The sequence below is a fragment of the Cupriavidus sp. YAF13 genome, assembly GCF_052113425.1.
Classification (GTDB): Bacteria; Pseudomonadota; Gammaproteobacteria; order Burkholderiales; family Burkholderiaceae; genus Cupriavidus.
The window spans coordinates 24,111-38,126 of sequence record NZ_JBFRDD010000017.1 but is presented as its reverse complement, the minus strand read 5'-3'; the positions used below and the strand labels follow the sequence as shown (position 1 = coordinate 38,126).

Here is a 14,016-nt window from a genome sequence, read left to right as displayed (position 1 = left end):
GTTGAATTGGGAGCTTAGTTGGACCAACCGCCGTCAATGATCTGGGCGGTACCTGTTGTGAAAGAGGATTCGTCGCTGGCCAGGTAGACGGCCAAGGCCGCAATTTCTTCGGCTCGCCCCAGGCGAGCCATGGGCTGGCGCTCCACGAAGCCCGCCTCGACCTGGGCGAGCGTCTGGCCGGTGGCTTGTGCCTGGGCCGTGATGCGCTCCAGCAGCGACGGTGACATCACCGTGCCGGGACAAATGGCATTGCATCGGATCCCTTTGCCGACAAAGTCGGCAGCGACGGCTTTGGTCAGGCCGATGACGGCGGCCTTGGTGGTGCCGTACACGAATCGGTTGGGGGCGCCTTTGATGCTCCCCGCGACGGATGCCACATTGATGATGGACCCGTCGCCTCGCTCCAGCATGCCTGGCAGGAAGGCCCTGATTGTGCGAAATTGGGCGCGCACGTTGAGGTCGAATGCAAACGTCCACTCGTCTTCCGTGCACTCGAGCAGGTTGCCTGCGTGGACGAAGCCTGCCGCATTGAAGAGCACGTCAACCGGGCCTGCAGCCTCTGCTACGTCGCGAATGGCCTGGGCATCGGTGACATCCAGGACGTGGGTGCCGCAAGCAATTTCCTGGCGCAAGGAAGCTAGTGCCTCCTGGTTGATATCCGTCGCGATCACGCGCGCGCCCTGCGCGGCGAAAGCGATCGCAGTCGCTCTGCCGATGCCTTGTCCGGCCGCGGTGACGAAGGTGGTTTTTCCAGCCAGTCGGAGTGTCATGACGATGCTTCGAGTGAGTTCAGGGGTTGCTTTGGGCACTGAAACGCCGTGCTGTTCAGCGCGGAACGAGCAGCTTGCTTCCGGGCACGATGTCGCGTCGATGGGTAAACGGTCCGGTCAGATCACCTTGCCCGGGTTCAGCAGCGCCTGCGGATCGAGCGCCTTCTTGATGACTCGCATCAGCTCGATCTCCTCGGGCGAGCGCGCATGGCCAAGCCATTGGCGCTTGAGGGTGCCGATGCCGTGCTCGGCCGAGACCGTGCCGCCGTACTCACGCACCAGGCCGTACACAATGCCGTCGACCAGTGCCTTGGGCTGCTCTGCCGCGCCAGGCTGATAGACGATGATATGCAGATTGCCGTCGCCGATGTGGCCGTAGAACAGGGCCCGGACGCTGGGGATGCGGGCATGGAGTACCTCGCGGCAGCGGCGCGCGTAGTCGTCCATGCGAGCCACCGGCAGGCCGATGTCAAAGGCCAGGTGGCCTGGCCACAGCGGGTGCAGTTCGCCGCTGGCATCGCGGATGCGCCAGAACGCGCGGCCGTCGGCCAGCGACTGCGCGAGTGCCGCATTGGAAACCACGCCCGACTCCAGCAGACCGCCCAACCAAGCCTCGAAGCGCTGCGCGTCGTGCACTGGGTCGGTTCCCAGCGCCTCGACCAGCACGTAGGCGCCGTGGGCCGTGTCGTCGCCCTCGAGGGGGTCCCGCACCCCTGGGGCCTGGGTGGTGGCGAACTGCCAGTAGTCGGGCCACATGACCTCGAAGGCCGAAAGTAGCGGCCCCAGGTTCTGGCGCGCCGAGTTCAGCAGCGTCAGCACGTTGTCGTAGTCCTTGGCGGCGCAGATCGCCACCATGGCCGAGGCCGGCTTGGGGAACATCCTGAGTACCACCCGTGTGATGATGCCCAGCGTGCCCTCGCTGCCGATGAACAGGTGCTTGAGGTCGAAGCCCGCGTTGTTCTTGATCATCTTGTTGAGGCTGGTGACCACGGTGCCATTCGGCAGCACCACCTCGATGCCCAGCACCATCTCGCGCGCCATGCCGTAGCGGATCACGCGGTTACCGCCGGCATTGGTCGACAGGTTGCCGCCAATCGCGCACGAGCCGCGTGCGCCCAGGTCCAGCGGGCAGAAGAAGCCGGCGGCGGTGGCAGCCTGCTGGATGGTCTCCAGGGGGGTGCCAGCCAGCGCGGTCATGGTGGCCGAGGCCGAATCGACCTCCTCGATGCCCGCCATGCGTTCCAGCGACAGGGCCACCTGACCCGCCGAGGCGCGCGCGCCACCGCACAGGCCGGTTAGCCCGCCTTGGGGCACCACGCCCACGCCGTGTTCATGGCAGATGCGCACCGCGGCGGCCACCCCTGCCGTGTCGGCGGGGCGAACCACGGCCAGGGGGCGGCTGGCCGGCAGGCCGCTGTAGTCGTTGTGGTTGCGCACCGGCACGTCGTTGCCGGCGAGCACGGCCAGCGGGCCCAGCTCGGCAAGCAGGGCATCGATGACCGAAGAGGATTGAGGGGTCTGGTTCATGGCAGGAATCGGAGTGAATATAAGCAATCTGCAAACTGGGGGGCGGCGCGGTCATTGAGCCAACCTGGGGCCCGATCGACCGCGTGCCTCACCCCACGAACCACCGCAGCGGTGCCATCACGGTCTGCGGGAAGGCCACCATGATGAACAGTACGGCGAACTCGGCCAGCATGAAGGGCAACACGCCCTTGGTGACTTCGTCCATCTTCATGCGGCCCACGCCGGCCACCACGTTGAGGATGGTGCCCACCGGCGGCGTGATCAGGCCGATCGAGTTGTTGATGATGAACAGCACGCCGAAATAGATCGGGTCGATGCCGGCAGCCTTGATGACCGGCATCAGCACTGGGGTCATGATCAGGATGGTCGGCGTCATGTCCATCGCAGTGCCGACCAGCATCACCAGCACCATGATCGCGATCAGCAGCAGGGTCTGGTTGTCCATGAAGGGCTTGAGCAGTTCCACCATCTGGGCCGGCAGGTTGGCCACGGTGATGAGCCACGATGACACCATCGCGGCGGCCACCAGGAACATGACCACAGCGGTGGTCTTGGCCGCCGTGGTGAAGATCGGGAGCAGTGCGCTCAGCGGCAGCTCACGGTACACCACACTGGCCACGAACAGCGAGTACACGGCGGCCACCACCGCGGCCTCGGTCGGGGTGAAGACGCCCATGCGCAGGCCCACCAGGATGAACACCGGCAGCATCAGCGCCCAGAGGGATTCGCGTGCACATTGCCAGATTTCAGCCTTGGTCTTTTTCTCGGGCAGGACCAGGTCTTCCTTGCGGCCGAGCCACCACCAGGCCGCAGCCAGGCCGACGCCGATCATGACGCCAGGGAAGATGCCGGCAATGAACAGCTTGCTGATCGAGACGTTGGCGGTGACGCCGAAGATCACGAAGCCGATGCTTGGGGGGATGATCGGGCCGATCACGCCGGAGGCCGCGATCAGGCCACCCGAAACTTCTTTCTTGTGGCCTGCCTTGATCATCATCGGCAGCAGCAGCGCGGTCAGCGCTGCGGCGTCCGCCACGGCGGAGCCCGACAGGGCCGACAGCAGGCAGGCGGCCAGAATCACCACATAGCCCAGGCCACCCTTGACATGGCCGACGATCGCCAGCGCGAAGTTCACGATGCGCTGCGAGAGGCCGCCGACGTTCATGATTTCGCCCGCCAGCATAAAGAAAGGCACGGCCAGCAACGGGAAACTGTCGGCGCCATTGATGAAGTTCTGCGCCAGGATCTGCGCGTCGAACAGGTCGAGATGCCACATCAGGGCCACGCCGCTGGCCAGCAGCGCGTAGGCGATCGGAATGCCGAGCGCCATGGCGCCGGTGAGGCCGCCGAGAAAGATCAGTACGGTCATGTTGAGGTCTCCGGTTCTTTTTCTTGTTTCTTATCTGCGTGAGTGAGGCAGCGGCGTGTCGCCCAGGGGGGAGTGGCTTTGCGAGCCGCCGGCAGCGCTCTCGCGCGCTAGCTCGGCCTGGAGGGCCTCGAGCTCGGCCTGTTCCTCGGACTCCTTGACCATCACCAGCTCTTCATCGCTGAGCTGGCCGGTCAGCGCGCGCAGCAATTGCAGCATCAGCAGGAAGCCGGCGCAGACCGAGAACGCTACCCCCGAGCTGTAAAAGATGGCCACCGAGGCCCCGGTGACCGGCGCTTGCACGTCCCAATTGATCTTGGCCTGTTGCCAGCTACCGTCGAAGAACAGCCAGGTGATGTAGAGCATGAGCAGGTGACCCAGTACCAGGCAGACCTTTTTCCCCATTACCGGCAGGCGCGACACGAGCATGTCGGTGCCCAGGTGGGCGTTTTCCTTGATGGCGGCCACGGCGCCCAGGAAGGTGACCCAGACGAACAGCCAGCGCGACAGCTCCTCGCTGATCGCGATGCCAGAATTGAAGGCATAACGCAGCACGACGTTGCCGAAAACCAGCACCACCATGACGGCCAGGGCCAGGGCGATGAGAAGGTTAATGAACCGGCAATACCGGTCGATGAGGGTATTGAGCATAGGTTGTCTCCCTGATGGTCTGCGCCATCAATGCTTATCTTGGAACGGAGAAGGGGGCGACGCCGGCAACCTGGCTGGTGGGCCGGCCGCCAACGCCGACTCAGAGCGCGCGGCCCTGCAGCAGGCCGCGCTCGGCCAGGTTGCCGATGAAGGCGCGCAAGCCAAAGCGCCAGGGGGCGGCGGTCTCGCTGTGTGTCACCCGGTTGTGCAACCCCCCCAGCCAGGCGCTGCGGATGGTGACCACATCGCCGAGCTTGTGGGTGAAGCCGCCGCCGGGCTGGTCGCGGTCTTCAATGGGCGCAAACAGCGTACCCAGGAAGAGCATGAAGCCGTCGGGGTACTGGTGCGCGGCAAGAGTCTGCGCCACCAGGTCGGCCGGGTCGCGGCTGATGCTGCTCATGGTATTGATGCCGCGCAGCTCGAAGCCGTCCGCACCCGCGACGCGCAGGTGCACGGTCTCGCGGCGCACTTCATCCAGACCGAAGCCCGCGTCGAACAGCCGGATGAAGGGACCGATCGCGCAAGAGGCGTTGTTGTCCTTGGCCTTGCCCAGCAGCAGCGCGCTGCGGCCTTCGATGTCGCGCAGGTTGACGTCGTTGCCCAGGGTGGCGCCGACGATGCCGCCGCGGCTGTTTACCGCCAGCACGACTTCCGGTTCGGGGTTGTTCCAGTCCGAGTCGGCACGGATGCCGATGTCCTCGCCGCAGCCCACCGAGGCCAGCACCGGGGCCTTGGTGAAGACCTCGGCGTCCGGGCCGATGCCCACCTCCAGGTATTGCGACCACAGGCCTTTTTGCTGCAGCAGTGCCTTGAGCGCCATTGCCTGCGACGAGCCGGGACGGATGTCGGCCAGGCTTTCGCCGATCAGCGCGATCACCTGGTTGCGCAGGCCCTGGGCGCGGCTGGCGTCGCCCCGCGCCTGTTCCTCGATCACACGCTCTATCAGGCTGGCGGCGAAGGTCACGCCCGCGGCCTTGACGACCTGCAGGTCACAGGGAGCCAGAAGCCAGGGCAACGTCTCGTTGCGGGTGCCCGGCAGGCTGTTGGCCAGCAACTCGTCGACACTGCACAGGCGCCGGCCGGGTGCCCGGCGCGCCGCCTTGGCGGGATGCTCGGTATCGAGCAGCGTGCTCATGGTCGGGTAGTGTTCGCTCAGGTCGAACACGCCCTCTGGGCGCAGGGCGACGACGGCCGGTCCAGGCAGGGCGCCGCCGACCCAGACACGGCCCACCAGGGTGCCCGCAAGGCCGTCATCCGGCAACACCTGGACGTGCTTCACCGTACCGGCCAGCGTGGCCGCTGTCACTTCGCTCATACGATTTCCTTTCAGGTTTCAAGCCGCGGCCCAAGCCGCGCGCCCCGCCCGCGGCGCAGCGCAGCGCTTGCAAGGCAGACGAGGCTCAATGGTTGTGGCGCGGCGTCTTCTCCGCGATGCGCCGGTAGTTCAACGCGAAATCCAGCGTGGCACCGTCGACGAGCTGACCAGTCTTCTCCCGGTACAGCGCTTCCCAGGGGGATTGGCTCTGGGGGATCGGGGGCGCGGGGAGTTCGCGGCGGCGGCGCTCGATCTCTTCGGGAGGCACCAGCGCATCGCAGCGGCCGGCGTTGAGGTCGATGCGGATGAGGTCGCCGCTCTGCAGCCAGCTCAACCCGCCGCCCACCGCGCTCTCGGGCGAGACGTTGAGGATGGAGGGGCTGTCCGCCGTGCCGGACTGGCGGCCGTCGCCCAGGGTCGGCAGGGTCATGATGCCGCGCTGGATCAGGGCGTCGGGCGGCTGCATGTTGACCACCTCGGCCGAACCGGGCCAGCCGATCGGACCGGCGCCACGCATGATCAGGATGCAGCTCTCGTCGATGTCCAGTGCCGGGTCGTTGATGCGCGCATGGTAGTCGTCGGCGCCCTCGAATACCACGGCACGCGCCTCGAAGACGCCCTCTTCGCCTGGGCGGTTCAGGTAGCGCTCGCGGAAACGCTCGGAGATCACCGACGTCTTCAGGATGCCGAAGTCGAACAGATTGCCGCTTAGCACCAGGAAGCCGGCCTTCTCCATCAGCGGCGCATGGAAAGGGAAGATCACCTCGCGATCGCGGGTCTCGCGGCCCTGCAGGTTCTCCGCCACGGTACGGCCGGTGACGCTGAGGCAGTCGCCATGCAGGCGGCCAGCCTGCTGCAGCTCGCACATCAGGGCCGGCACACCGCCGGCGCGGAAGAAGCGCTCGCCCAGGAAGCGGCCCGCTGGCTGCATGTTGAGCAGCAGGGGCAGGTCGTAGGCGTGCTCGGTCCAGTCTTGCGGCCGCAGCTCGACGCCAGCGTGGCGGGCCATGGCCATGATGTGCACCTGCGCGTTGCTGGATCCGCCTGCGCAACTGACCACCGACAAGGCGTTGAGGAAGCTCTCGCGGCTGAGGATGCGCGAGGGGCGCAAGTCCTCGTAGGCCATCTCGACGATGCGCCGGCCGGTCTCGTAGGCGATCTGGCCCCGCTCGCGGTAGGGGGCTGGAATGGCCGCGCAGCCGGGCAGCGACAGGCCCAGGGCCTCGGCCACGGCGTTCATGGTGGAGGCCGTGCCCATGGTGTTGCAGTGGCCCGCCGAGGGCGCGCTGCTGCAGGCGCGCTGCAGGAACTCTTCCTCGTCGATCTCGCCCGCGGCTAGCTGGCGGCGGCTGCGCCAGATCACGGTGCCCGAGCCCACCAGTTCGCCGTTGTGCCAGCCGTCGAGCATGGGTCCGCCGGAGAGCACGATGGCAGGGATGTCGACGGTGGAGGCGGCCATGATGCCAGCAGGCGTGGTCTTGTCACAGCCCGTCGTCAGCACCACGGCGTCGATGGGGTAGCCGTACAGGATTTCCACCAGGCCCAGATAGGCCAGGTTGCGGTCGAGCGCCGCAGTGGGACGGCGGCAGTTCTCGAAGATGGGGTGCACGGGAAATTCCATCGGAATGCCGCCAGCATCGCGGATACCATCGCGCACGCGCCGGGCCAGATCCAGATGGATGCGGTTGCAGGGCGAGAGGTCGCTGCCAGTTTGGGCGATGCCGACGATGGGCCGGCCCGAGCGCAACTCCTCGGGCGTGAGCCCATAGTTCATGAAGCGTTCAAGGTAGAGCGCGGTCATGTCCGAGCGCTCGGGATCGGCGAACCAATCGCGGGAGCGGAAGGCACGGCTGGCTTTCTTGTCCATGTCGAAACCTGTAGCGGAGAAGTCAGGGAGTGGAAGAACGGCGCGTCGCTGCTGCTCCGCGCCTGCGAGGATTATTTCACCGCGACGGAGCTGGTCTTGCGGACCTTGGCCAGCTCGCTCATCAGCTCGTTCGTCGTTTCCTCACCGAACTCCTTGCTGTACTTGGTCAGCACCGGCTGCAGCTTGGCGCGCAGCTTGGCCTGCTCGGCCGGAGGCAATTCGGTGACCTGCATGCCGGCCTTCTTTAGCTCCCCCAGCGCCTTGTCGCCGAAGGCGCGGATGGTCTTGCGCTCATACAACGTGGCCTCGCGCGCGGCCTCTTGCACAATCTTCTGCTCCTGCGGCGACAAGCCGTCCCAGGTCTTCTTGGACATCAGCAGCACCCAAGCGCTGTACATGTGGCGCGACAGCACCAGGTACTTTTGCACCTCGTAGAACTTGCTGGCCAGGATGGTGGCGGTCGGGTTCTCCTGGCCATCCACGGCTGCCTGCTCCATCGCCGAATAGAGCTCGGTGAAGGGCATGGGCGTGGCGTTGGTGCCCAGCGCATTGAAGGTATCCAGGAACAGCGGGCTCTGGATCACGCGCAGCTTGAGCCCGCCGAGGTCGTCGGCCCGGTTGATAGGGCGACGCGAGTTGGTGACGTGGCGAAAGCCGTTCTCCCAGTAGCCCAGGCCGATGAGACCCTTCTCGGGCAGCTTGGCGAGCAGCTTCTGGCCAAAGGGGCCATCCAGCACGGCATCGGCTTCCTGCTCGTTATTGAAGGTCAGCGGCAGGTTGAGTACGCCAAAGGGCTTGATCAGCGACATCAACGTGGAGGTGTCGGGGACCGTCATCTCCAGGGTGCCGCCGCGCAGCGCCGAGGTCATGCTCACGTCATTGCCCAGCGAGCCGCTGGCATACAGCTTGGCGACCAGCTTGCCGCCGCTGCGGGCCGCGAGTTGTTCGGAGAAATGCTTGACGGCCATGGCCTGAGGATGGTCTTCGCTCAGGCCGACACCGACCTTGAACACGCGTTCCTTGATTTGCGCAGACACCGGGCCGGCAAGCATGGCCAGCGCCGTGGCGGCCATGGCGAGGGATTTCAACTTCATCAATGTCTCCAATGGAATGATTTTGTCGCGACGGTTCTGCGTCATCGGCGCCACGCTAGACCTCTTCAGGGCCGTCTCGACGCAGGTGAGAGGTTAGGTCTGGCACCTGTACCGGTCCACTGAATTTTTTGCTAGGATCCATTCCAAATGCTTATGAGCTCAGAATTTTTCTCGGGTAAACCCCTGTCCATGGCGCAGGCCTGCGGGCGGCTGCGATTCCGACATCTCCAGTTCCTTGACATCCTCGGCCACACCCTCAACCTGAGGCTTACCGCCGAGCAGATGCACATCACGCAACCGGCGGCCACCAAGATCCTGATGGATATCGAGGAAATCCTGGAGGCACGCCTGTTCGAGCGCCTGTCACGCGGCATGCTGCCCAACGAGCTGGGCCTGTTCATGCTGCGCTATGCCGACGCCGTGCTGGCCGGGCATCGCAAGTTCGTGGATGAATTCAACGCACTCAAGCAAGGGGGGCATGGCCACCTGTCCATTGGCGCGATCACGGGCTCGGCCGCGCACCTGCTGATGGCCACGGTGGCGGAGATCCAGCGCCGGCGTCCACTGCTGGTGCTCAGGATCCTGGAGCAAAGCAGCGACCAGCTGGTGATCTGGCTGGCCGAGCGCAAGATCGACCTGATGATCGGGCGCTTCACAGACGAGGCGCACAGGGCCCAGTTCCAATACGAGCGCCTGTCCAGCGAACCGCTGCAGGTGGTGGCCGGGCTCGATCACCCTTTGCGCGGGGCGCACGACCTCGATCTGACCAAGCTGGCCCACTGGCCCTGGATTCTCTACCCGCGCTCCACGGCCGTGCGCAAAGTGTCTGACGATATCTTCGGCCGCACCGGGCTCGCACTCACGTCCGGCGTGGTCGAGACTCCCTCTTTCCTGTTCGCCCTGGAACTGATGCAGAGCACGGACATGCTGTCGCTGCAACCAGCCGCCCTGGTGGAGAAGTACGTGAACAGGGGCCTGCTGGCCCGGATCCCCATCGAGCTGCCGGACCGCATGCCCGACTACGGTTTGATCACGCGCCTGGGCGAGGCGCCGACCCCCGCCGCGCAGGCATTCATGGAGGTACTGCGCGAGAAGGCGGGCAGCGCTGGCGAAATCGCCTGAATCGGGCTGGCGATCGCCGGGGGAGTGGCCAAATCCGGGGGGGGGCAAATCCGTCAGAAAAGGGGGGTATTGTCTACTGACACTTCCCAGAGCCCCCATGCGCATCTCGATCCAGACATGCAGTGAAGGAGCGGGAACGCATCGCCAACTGGACGAGCGTGGCCTTACGAGCGGAGCGCGGACCACGCTTGGACAGTGCCGCGACGCGATTCAGGCTTATGTAAGCGGCAGTCCTCTTTCGCAGGTCTACGAGACCTGGGGCATCCATCGCTCCACACTAAAGCGCGCCAAATCCCCCGTTTACCCGGGGGCCAAATTCAACAGCCTGCTAGACGGCCGAGACCGAAGCGGCACCGCCCGGCGAGCCATCCAGCACCGGCGGCGCGGTGACGATCGACTTCAGCCCGGGCTGCGCCGCGCGCAACTGGTCCAGCCGCGGCAGCGGACGGCGCAGTGCCTCCGACCCCGCAAAGGCTTGCTCCATGGCATGCGCCACGCCCAGCGTATGGTGATCGGCGCGGAAGCGGCCCACCACCTGCAGCCCGAACGGCATGCCGGCATGGTCCAGGCCGCAGGGCAGGCTGATGGCGGGGTGGGTGGTGAGCGTGACCACATAGGTAGGGGCCAGCCAGCGGTAATAGTTCTCCTGCTTTTCGCCGTTGATGGTCTCCGCGTAGAGGTTGGTCCACGGGAACGGCGACACCGGCGTGGTTGGCGACAGGATCACGTCGTAGTCTTCAAAGGCGGCCTGGAAGCGGCCCAGGATGCGGGTCTGCTCGGCTTGCGCCCAGGCGCTGTCGACCAGCGACATGGCCGCGCCCATCTCATAGTTGGCGCGCGTGTTCGGGCCCAGGCTCTGCGGATCGCGCTGATAGGCCTCGTGCATGCCGGCGACAAAGCTCTCGGCGCGCAGCACGTCGAAGCAGCGGTGCGCCTCGCCCAGGTCGAACTGGATCTCGTCGCAACTGCGGAACAGGTGCCGCATGGCGGCGATCTTGTCGCGAAAGACTTGCCGGATCTGGTTGTCGACCGCGCACACGCCGAAATCCTCGGTCCAGCCCACCCGCAGCGAGCCCAGGTCGACATTGGCGGGCAGCAGGAACGACATCGGGTCGAGCGCATAGGTGAGCGGGTCGCTGGCCGAGACGCCGGCCGAGGCCGCCAGCTGCAGGCAGGCATCGGCCACGGTGCGGCCCATCGGGCCGACTACGGAGATGGGCGTCCAGCCCAGCAGCTTGCGCGAGCTCGGCACCACGCCTGGCGATGGGCGGAAGCCCACCACGCCGCATTTGGCGGCGGGGATGCGCAGTGAACCGCCGGTGTCCGAGCCGGTGCAGACCGGCAGCATGTCGGTCGCCAGCGCGGCAGCGGAGCCGCCCGAGGATCCCCCTGCATTCAGGTTGGGGTTGAAGGGGTTGCCGGTGGCGCCCCACACCGCGTTGCGCGAATTGGCGCCCGCGCCCATCTCCGGGATGTTGGYCTTGCCGGTGACGATGGCGCCGGCCGCGCGCAGCCGGGCTACCAGCACGTTGTCGGCGCTGGGCACATTGTCGCGGTACAGCGGCGAGCCATAGGTGGTGAGCAGGCCGGCCGTGGCCTCCAGGTCCTTCACGCCCAGCGGCAGGCCATGCAGCAAGCCCAGCGGCGCGCCGTCGAGCACGGCGCGCTCGGCCACGCGGGCTTCTTCGCGGGCGCGCTCGTAGCAGGTGGCGGTGACGGCGTTGATAAAGGGATTGACCGCCTCGATGCGGGCGATGCACGCCTCAAGCAGTTCAACGGGAGAGATCTCCTTGTTGCCGATCAGGCGGCGCAGCGCTACGGCGGATTGGGCAAGCAGGTTATCGGTCTGGGTCATGGTGGACTCTCTGGCAGGTAGGGTGAAGCGCCGCGCCGGCATGGCAGGCGGGGCGCCATGGCATCCGGATCGCGCTAGCGGCTCAGCCCGCGCGCCGGCACAGGCCACAAGCAGGCCACGGCCTGCCCGCGCACGCCAACGATCTCGTCGTACAGATTGAGGGTGGGGTCGCAATGGCCAGGCACCAGCAGCACCTGGCTGCCGAGGCCCGGCAGGCCCGCCGCGTTGGTGCCGGGCACGGGCTCGACAATGCCGTGTTCGTCGTTGGCCGCCACATAGGCCAGCGCGTGGTCCTGGCCATTGGCGCCCCACACCAACGGCAGGCCCGAATCCACCGCCATCGATTTCAGGCCCGCGTCCAGCACAACGCGCGGCGAGGGCCGCGTTGCCGCGGCCACGCTCATCACGGTGGTGGCGATAAACAGGCTGTGCTCGAAACGCAGCGCGCCGCTGTAGTCGTTGCGGCCGTAATCGGCGTCCATGAAGACATAGGAGCCGGGCTGGATTTCGGTATAGACGCCGCTGTGCAGGTCGAACTCCACGCTGCCGCTGCCACCGCCCGTCACCGTGGCGCACGCCACGCCGGCCTCGGCCAGTTCGGCGACGATGGCGGCGGTACGCGCCGCGGCATCGGCCGCAGCCTGCCGGCGCGCAGCAAAGTCGCGCACATGCTGGATGCCGCCGTGATACGCCTGCAAGCCGCGGAACGCTAGTTGCGGGTGCGCACCGATAGCTTGAACGAGGCGCAGCGCGGCGGGCGCGTCGGCCACGCCGCAGCGTCCCTGGCCCACGTCGATCTCGACGAACACCCCGATGCGGCTGCCGGCCTGCGCGGCGGCCTGCGCCAGCGCGGCGACCTGGCGCGCATCATCCACGCAGACGCTCATCCGTGCATGCAGCGCCAGGCGGGCCAGCAGCGCGGCCTTGGACGCCCCGGCAATCTCGTTGCTGATATGGATGTCCCTGACCCCGGCCTGCACGAACGGCAGCGCCTCGCTGACCTTCTGGCAGCAGATGCCAACCGCGCCGCGCGCGATCTGCGCCAGCGCAATCTCCGGGCATTTGTGCGCCTTGGCATGCGGGCGCAGCTGCACGCCTGCGCGGTCGGCGGCTTGCTGCATCTGCGCCAGGTTGCGCTCGAAGGCATCGAGGTCGAGCATCAGCGCCGGCGTGTCAATGGCGGCGGCGGGCTGGCCGGGGACGGCGCAGGCGCCGAGCTGCAGGGTGGCTGAACTGGAATCTGGGAGCGTCATATGTCGGGCTGGGATGGGCTGTTCTGGGCTGCTTTGGGCTTTCCGGGGGCTGCCTCGGATCCTTCCGGAGGGCATGGCGCCGCCTCGGGGGCGGCGGTGCTTGCGATGATGTGGGCTGGAGGCGGGTGCTGTCAAACCAAGCCCGCCATGGGCCATTTGCGTACGCTCAGTCCGCCGTGATATTGGCACGCTGCGCAATGGCGCGCATGCGCGGCAGTTCTTTGGTGATCAGCGCGGTCACCTCCGCGCCCGTGCCATAGGATGGCTCGAAGCCATTGTCCAGCAGCTTCCTGCGCGTGTCCGGGTCGGCCATGGTCTCGGCCAGCGCCTTCTCCAGTTTCGCCTTCACCTCGGGCGCCAGGCCACGCGGCGCCACCACGGCCAGCCAGGTATCCATGTCGGTACCCGGGTATCCGCTTTCCGCCACGGTGGGCACGTCGGGCAGCAGGGATGAGCGCTTGGCGGTGGTGACCGCAATGGCCTTGACCTTGCCGGCGCGGATCTGCGGCACGGCGGCCGAGACGGTATCCACCGAGAATGGGATCTGGCCGCCGATCAGGTCGGTCATGGCCGGTGAGCTGCCACGGTAGGGCACGTGCAGCATCTTGATGCCAAGATCGTTCAGCAGCATTTCGCCGGCGAACTGCGCGGTGGTGCCCGTGCCGAACGAGCCGTAGGAGAATTTTCCGGGCGCGGCCTTCACCGCCGCCGCGAGCTGCTTGAGGTTGTTGACCGGCACATTGCGGTTGGCCAGCAGGATCAGGCCGGTGCGCCCGGTCAGCCCGATCGGCTCGAAGCTTTTGAGCGGGTCGTAGGGCAGCTTGGGATGGATGGCCGGATTGACCGTGAATGTGGTGCCCGAGCTGACCAGCAGCGTGTAGCCATCCGGCGCGGCCTTGGCCACCAGGCCGGCGCCAACGATGGTGCCGGCGCCCGGCCGGTTGTCGATCACCACGGTCTGGCCCAGGTGGTCGCCGAGCTTCTTGGCCAGCAACCGGCCGATCACATCGGTGGCGCCGCCGGGCGGGTAGGGGATCACCATCTGGATCGGATGCGTGGGGTAGGCCTGGGCCAGCGCGCTGCCGGCGGGCGCCGCCAGGCAACAGGCGGCCAGGCATGCAAGCTTGAAGGTATGGACGGGTTTCATGCTGACTCTCCTGCGTGCGACGATGGGGGGATGGATGATGGCGGGGGGC

11 protein-coding genes are annotated in these 14,016 nt (G+C 66.6%); 1 reads left to right on the top strand and 10 read right to left on the bottom strand.

Going from position 1 to position 14,016, the window contains the following annotated elements; all coding sequences use genetic code 11:
* Positions 1 to 14 precede the first annotated feature (14 nt).
* The 7 genes from AB4061_RS15785 to AB4061_RS15755 all read right to left on the bottom strand — a co-directional run bounded on the left by AB4061_RS15785 (position 15) and on the right by AB4061_RS15755 (position 8,590).
* Complete coding sequence (locus AB4061_RS15785; RefSeq protein ID WP_441635311.1) at positions 15 to 770, bottom strand: SDR family oxidoreductase; 756 nt, start codon at positions 768 to 770, stop codon at positions 15 to 17.
* A gap of 117 nt (positions 771 to 887) precedes the next feature.
* Positions 888 to 2,297 carry an FAD-binding oxidoreductase gene (locus AB4061_RS15780; protein ID WP_441635309.1) on the bottom strand — a complete coding sequence of 470 codons (1,410 nt, stop codon included), beginning with the start codon at positions 2,295 to 2,297 and terminating at the stop codon, positions 888 to 890.
* Between the two features lie 88 nt (positions 2,298 to 2,385).
* Positions 2,386 to 3,666, bottom strand: a complete 1,281-nt coding sequence (locus AB4061_RS15775; RefSeq protein WP_441635307.1) for a TRAP transporter large permease — start codon at positions 3,664 to 3,666, stop codon at positions 2,386 to 2,388.
* Positions 3,667 to 3,696: 30 nt separating this feature from the next.
* Positions 3,697 to 4,314 (bottom strand): TRAP transporter small permease, encoded by a 618-nt coding sequence (locus tag AB4061_RS15770; RefSeq protein WP_441635306.1) that lies wholly within the window; start codon positions 4,312 to 4,314, stop codon positions 3,697 to 3,699.
* A gap of 100 nt (positions 4,315 to 4,414) precedes the next feature.
* Positions 4,415 to 5,629 carry a fumarylacetoacetate hydrolase family protein gene (locus AB4061_RS15765; protein ID WP_441635304.1) on the bottom strand — a complete coding sequence of 405 codons (1,215 nt, stop codon included), beginning with the start codon at positions 5,627 to 5,629 and terminating at the stop codon, positions 4,415 to 4,417.
* A gap of 85 nt (positions 5,630 to 5,714) precedes the next feature.
* Positions 5,715 to 7,496: an IlvD/Edd family dehydratase gene (locus tag AB4061_RS15760; RefSeq protein WP_441635302.1), complete on the bottom strand. Its 1,782-nt coding sequence runs from the start codon at positions 7,494 to 7,496 to the stop codon at positions 5,715 to 5,717.
* Between the two features lie 71 nt (positions 7,497 to 7,567).
* Positions 7,568 to 8,590 (bottom strand): TRAP transporter substrate-binding protein, encoded by a 1,023-nt coding sequence (locus tag AB4061_RS15755; RefSeq protein WP_441635300.1) that lies wholly within the window; start codon positions 8,588 to 8,590, stop codon positions 7,568 to 7,570.
* 153 nt (positions 8,591 to 8,743) lie between these two features.
* On the opposite strand from AB4061_RS15755, the gene AB4061_RS15750 reads away from it, so the two are divergent.
* Positions 8,744 to 9,712 carry a LysR family transcriptional regulator gene (locus AB4061_RS15750; RefSeq protein WP_441635298.1) on the top strand — a complete coding sequence of 323 codons (969 nt, stop codon included), beginning with the start codon at positions 8,744 to 8,746 and terminating at the stop codon, positions 9,710 to 9,712.
* 328 nt (positions 9,713 to 10,040) lie between these two features.
* On the opposite strand, the gene AB4061_RS15745 is transcribed toward AB4061_RS15750, so the two are convergent.
* The 3 genes from AB4061_RS15745 to AB4061_RS15735 all read right to left on the bottom strand — a co-directional run bounded on the left by AB4061_RS15745 (position 10,041) and on the right by AB4061_RS15735 (position 13,967).
* Complete coding sequence (locus AB4061_RS15745; RefSeq protein WP_441635296.1) at positions 10,041 to 11,567, bottom strand: amidase; 1,527 nt, start codon at positions 11,565 to 11,567, stop codon at positions 10,041 to 10,043.
* 74 nt (positions 11,568 to 11,641) lie between these two features.
* A complete protein-coding gene (locus tag AB4061_RS15740; protein WP_441635294.1) occupies positions 11,642 to 12,820 on the bottom strand; it encodes a DSD1 family PLP-dependent enzyme in 1,179 nt (392 codons plus the stop codon).
* A 166-nt stretch (positions 12,821 to 12,986) separates the two neighbouring features.
* Positions 12,987 to 13,967 (bottom strand): Bug family tripartite tricarboxylate transporter substrate binding protein, encoded by a 981-nt coding sequence (locus tag AB4061_RS15735; RefSeq protein ID WP_441635292.1) that lies wholly within the window; start codon positions 13,965 to 13,967, stop codon positions 12,987 to 12,989.
* Positions 13,968 to 14,016 lie beyond the last annotated feature (49 nt).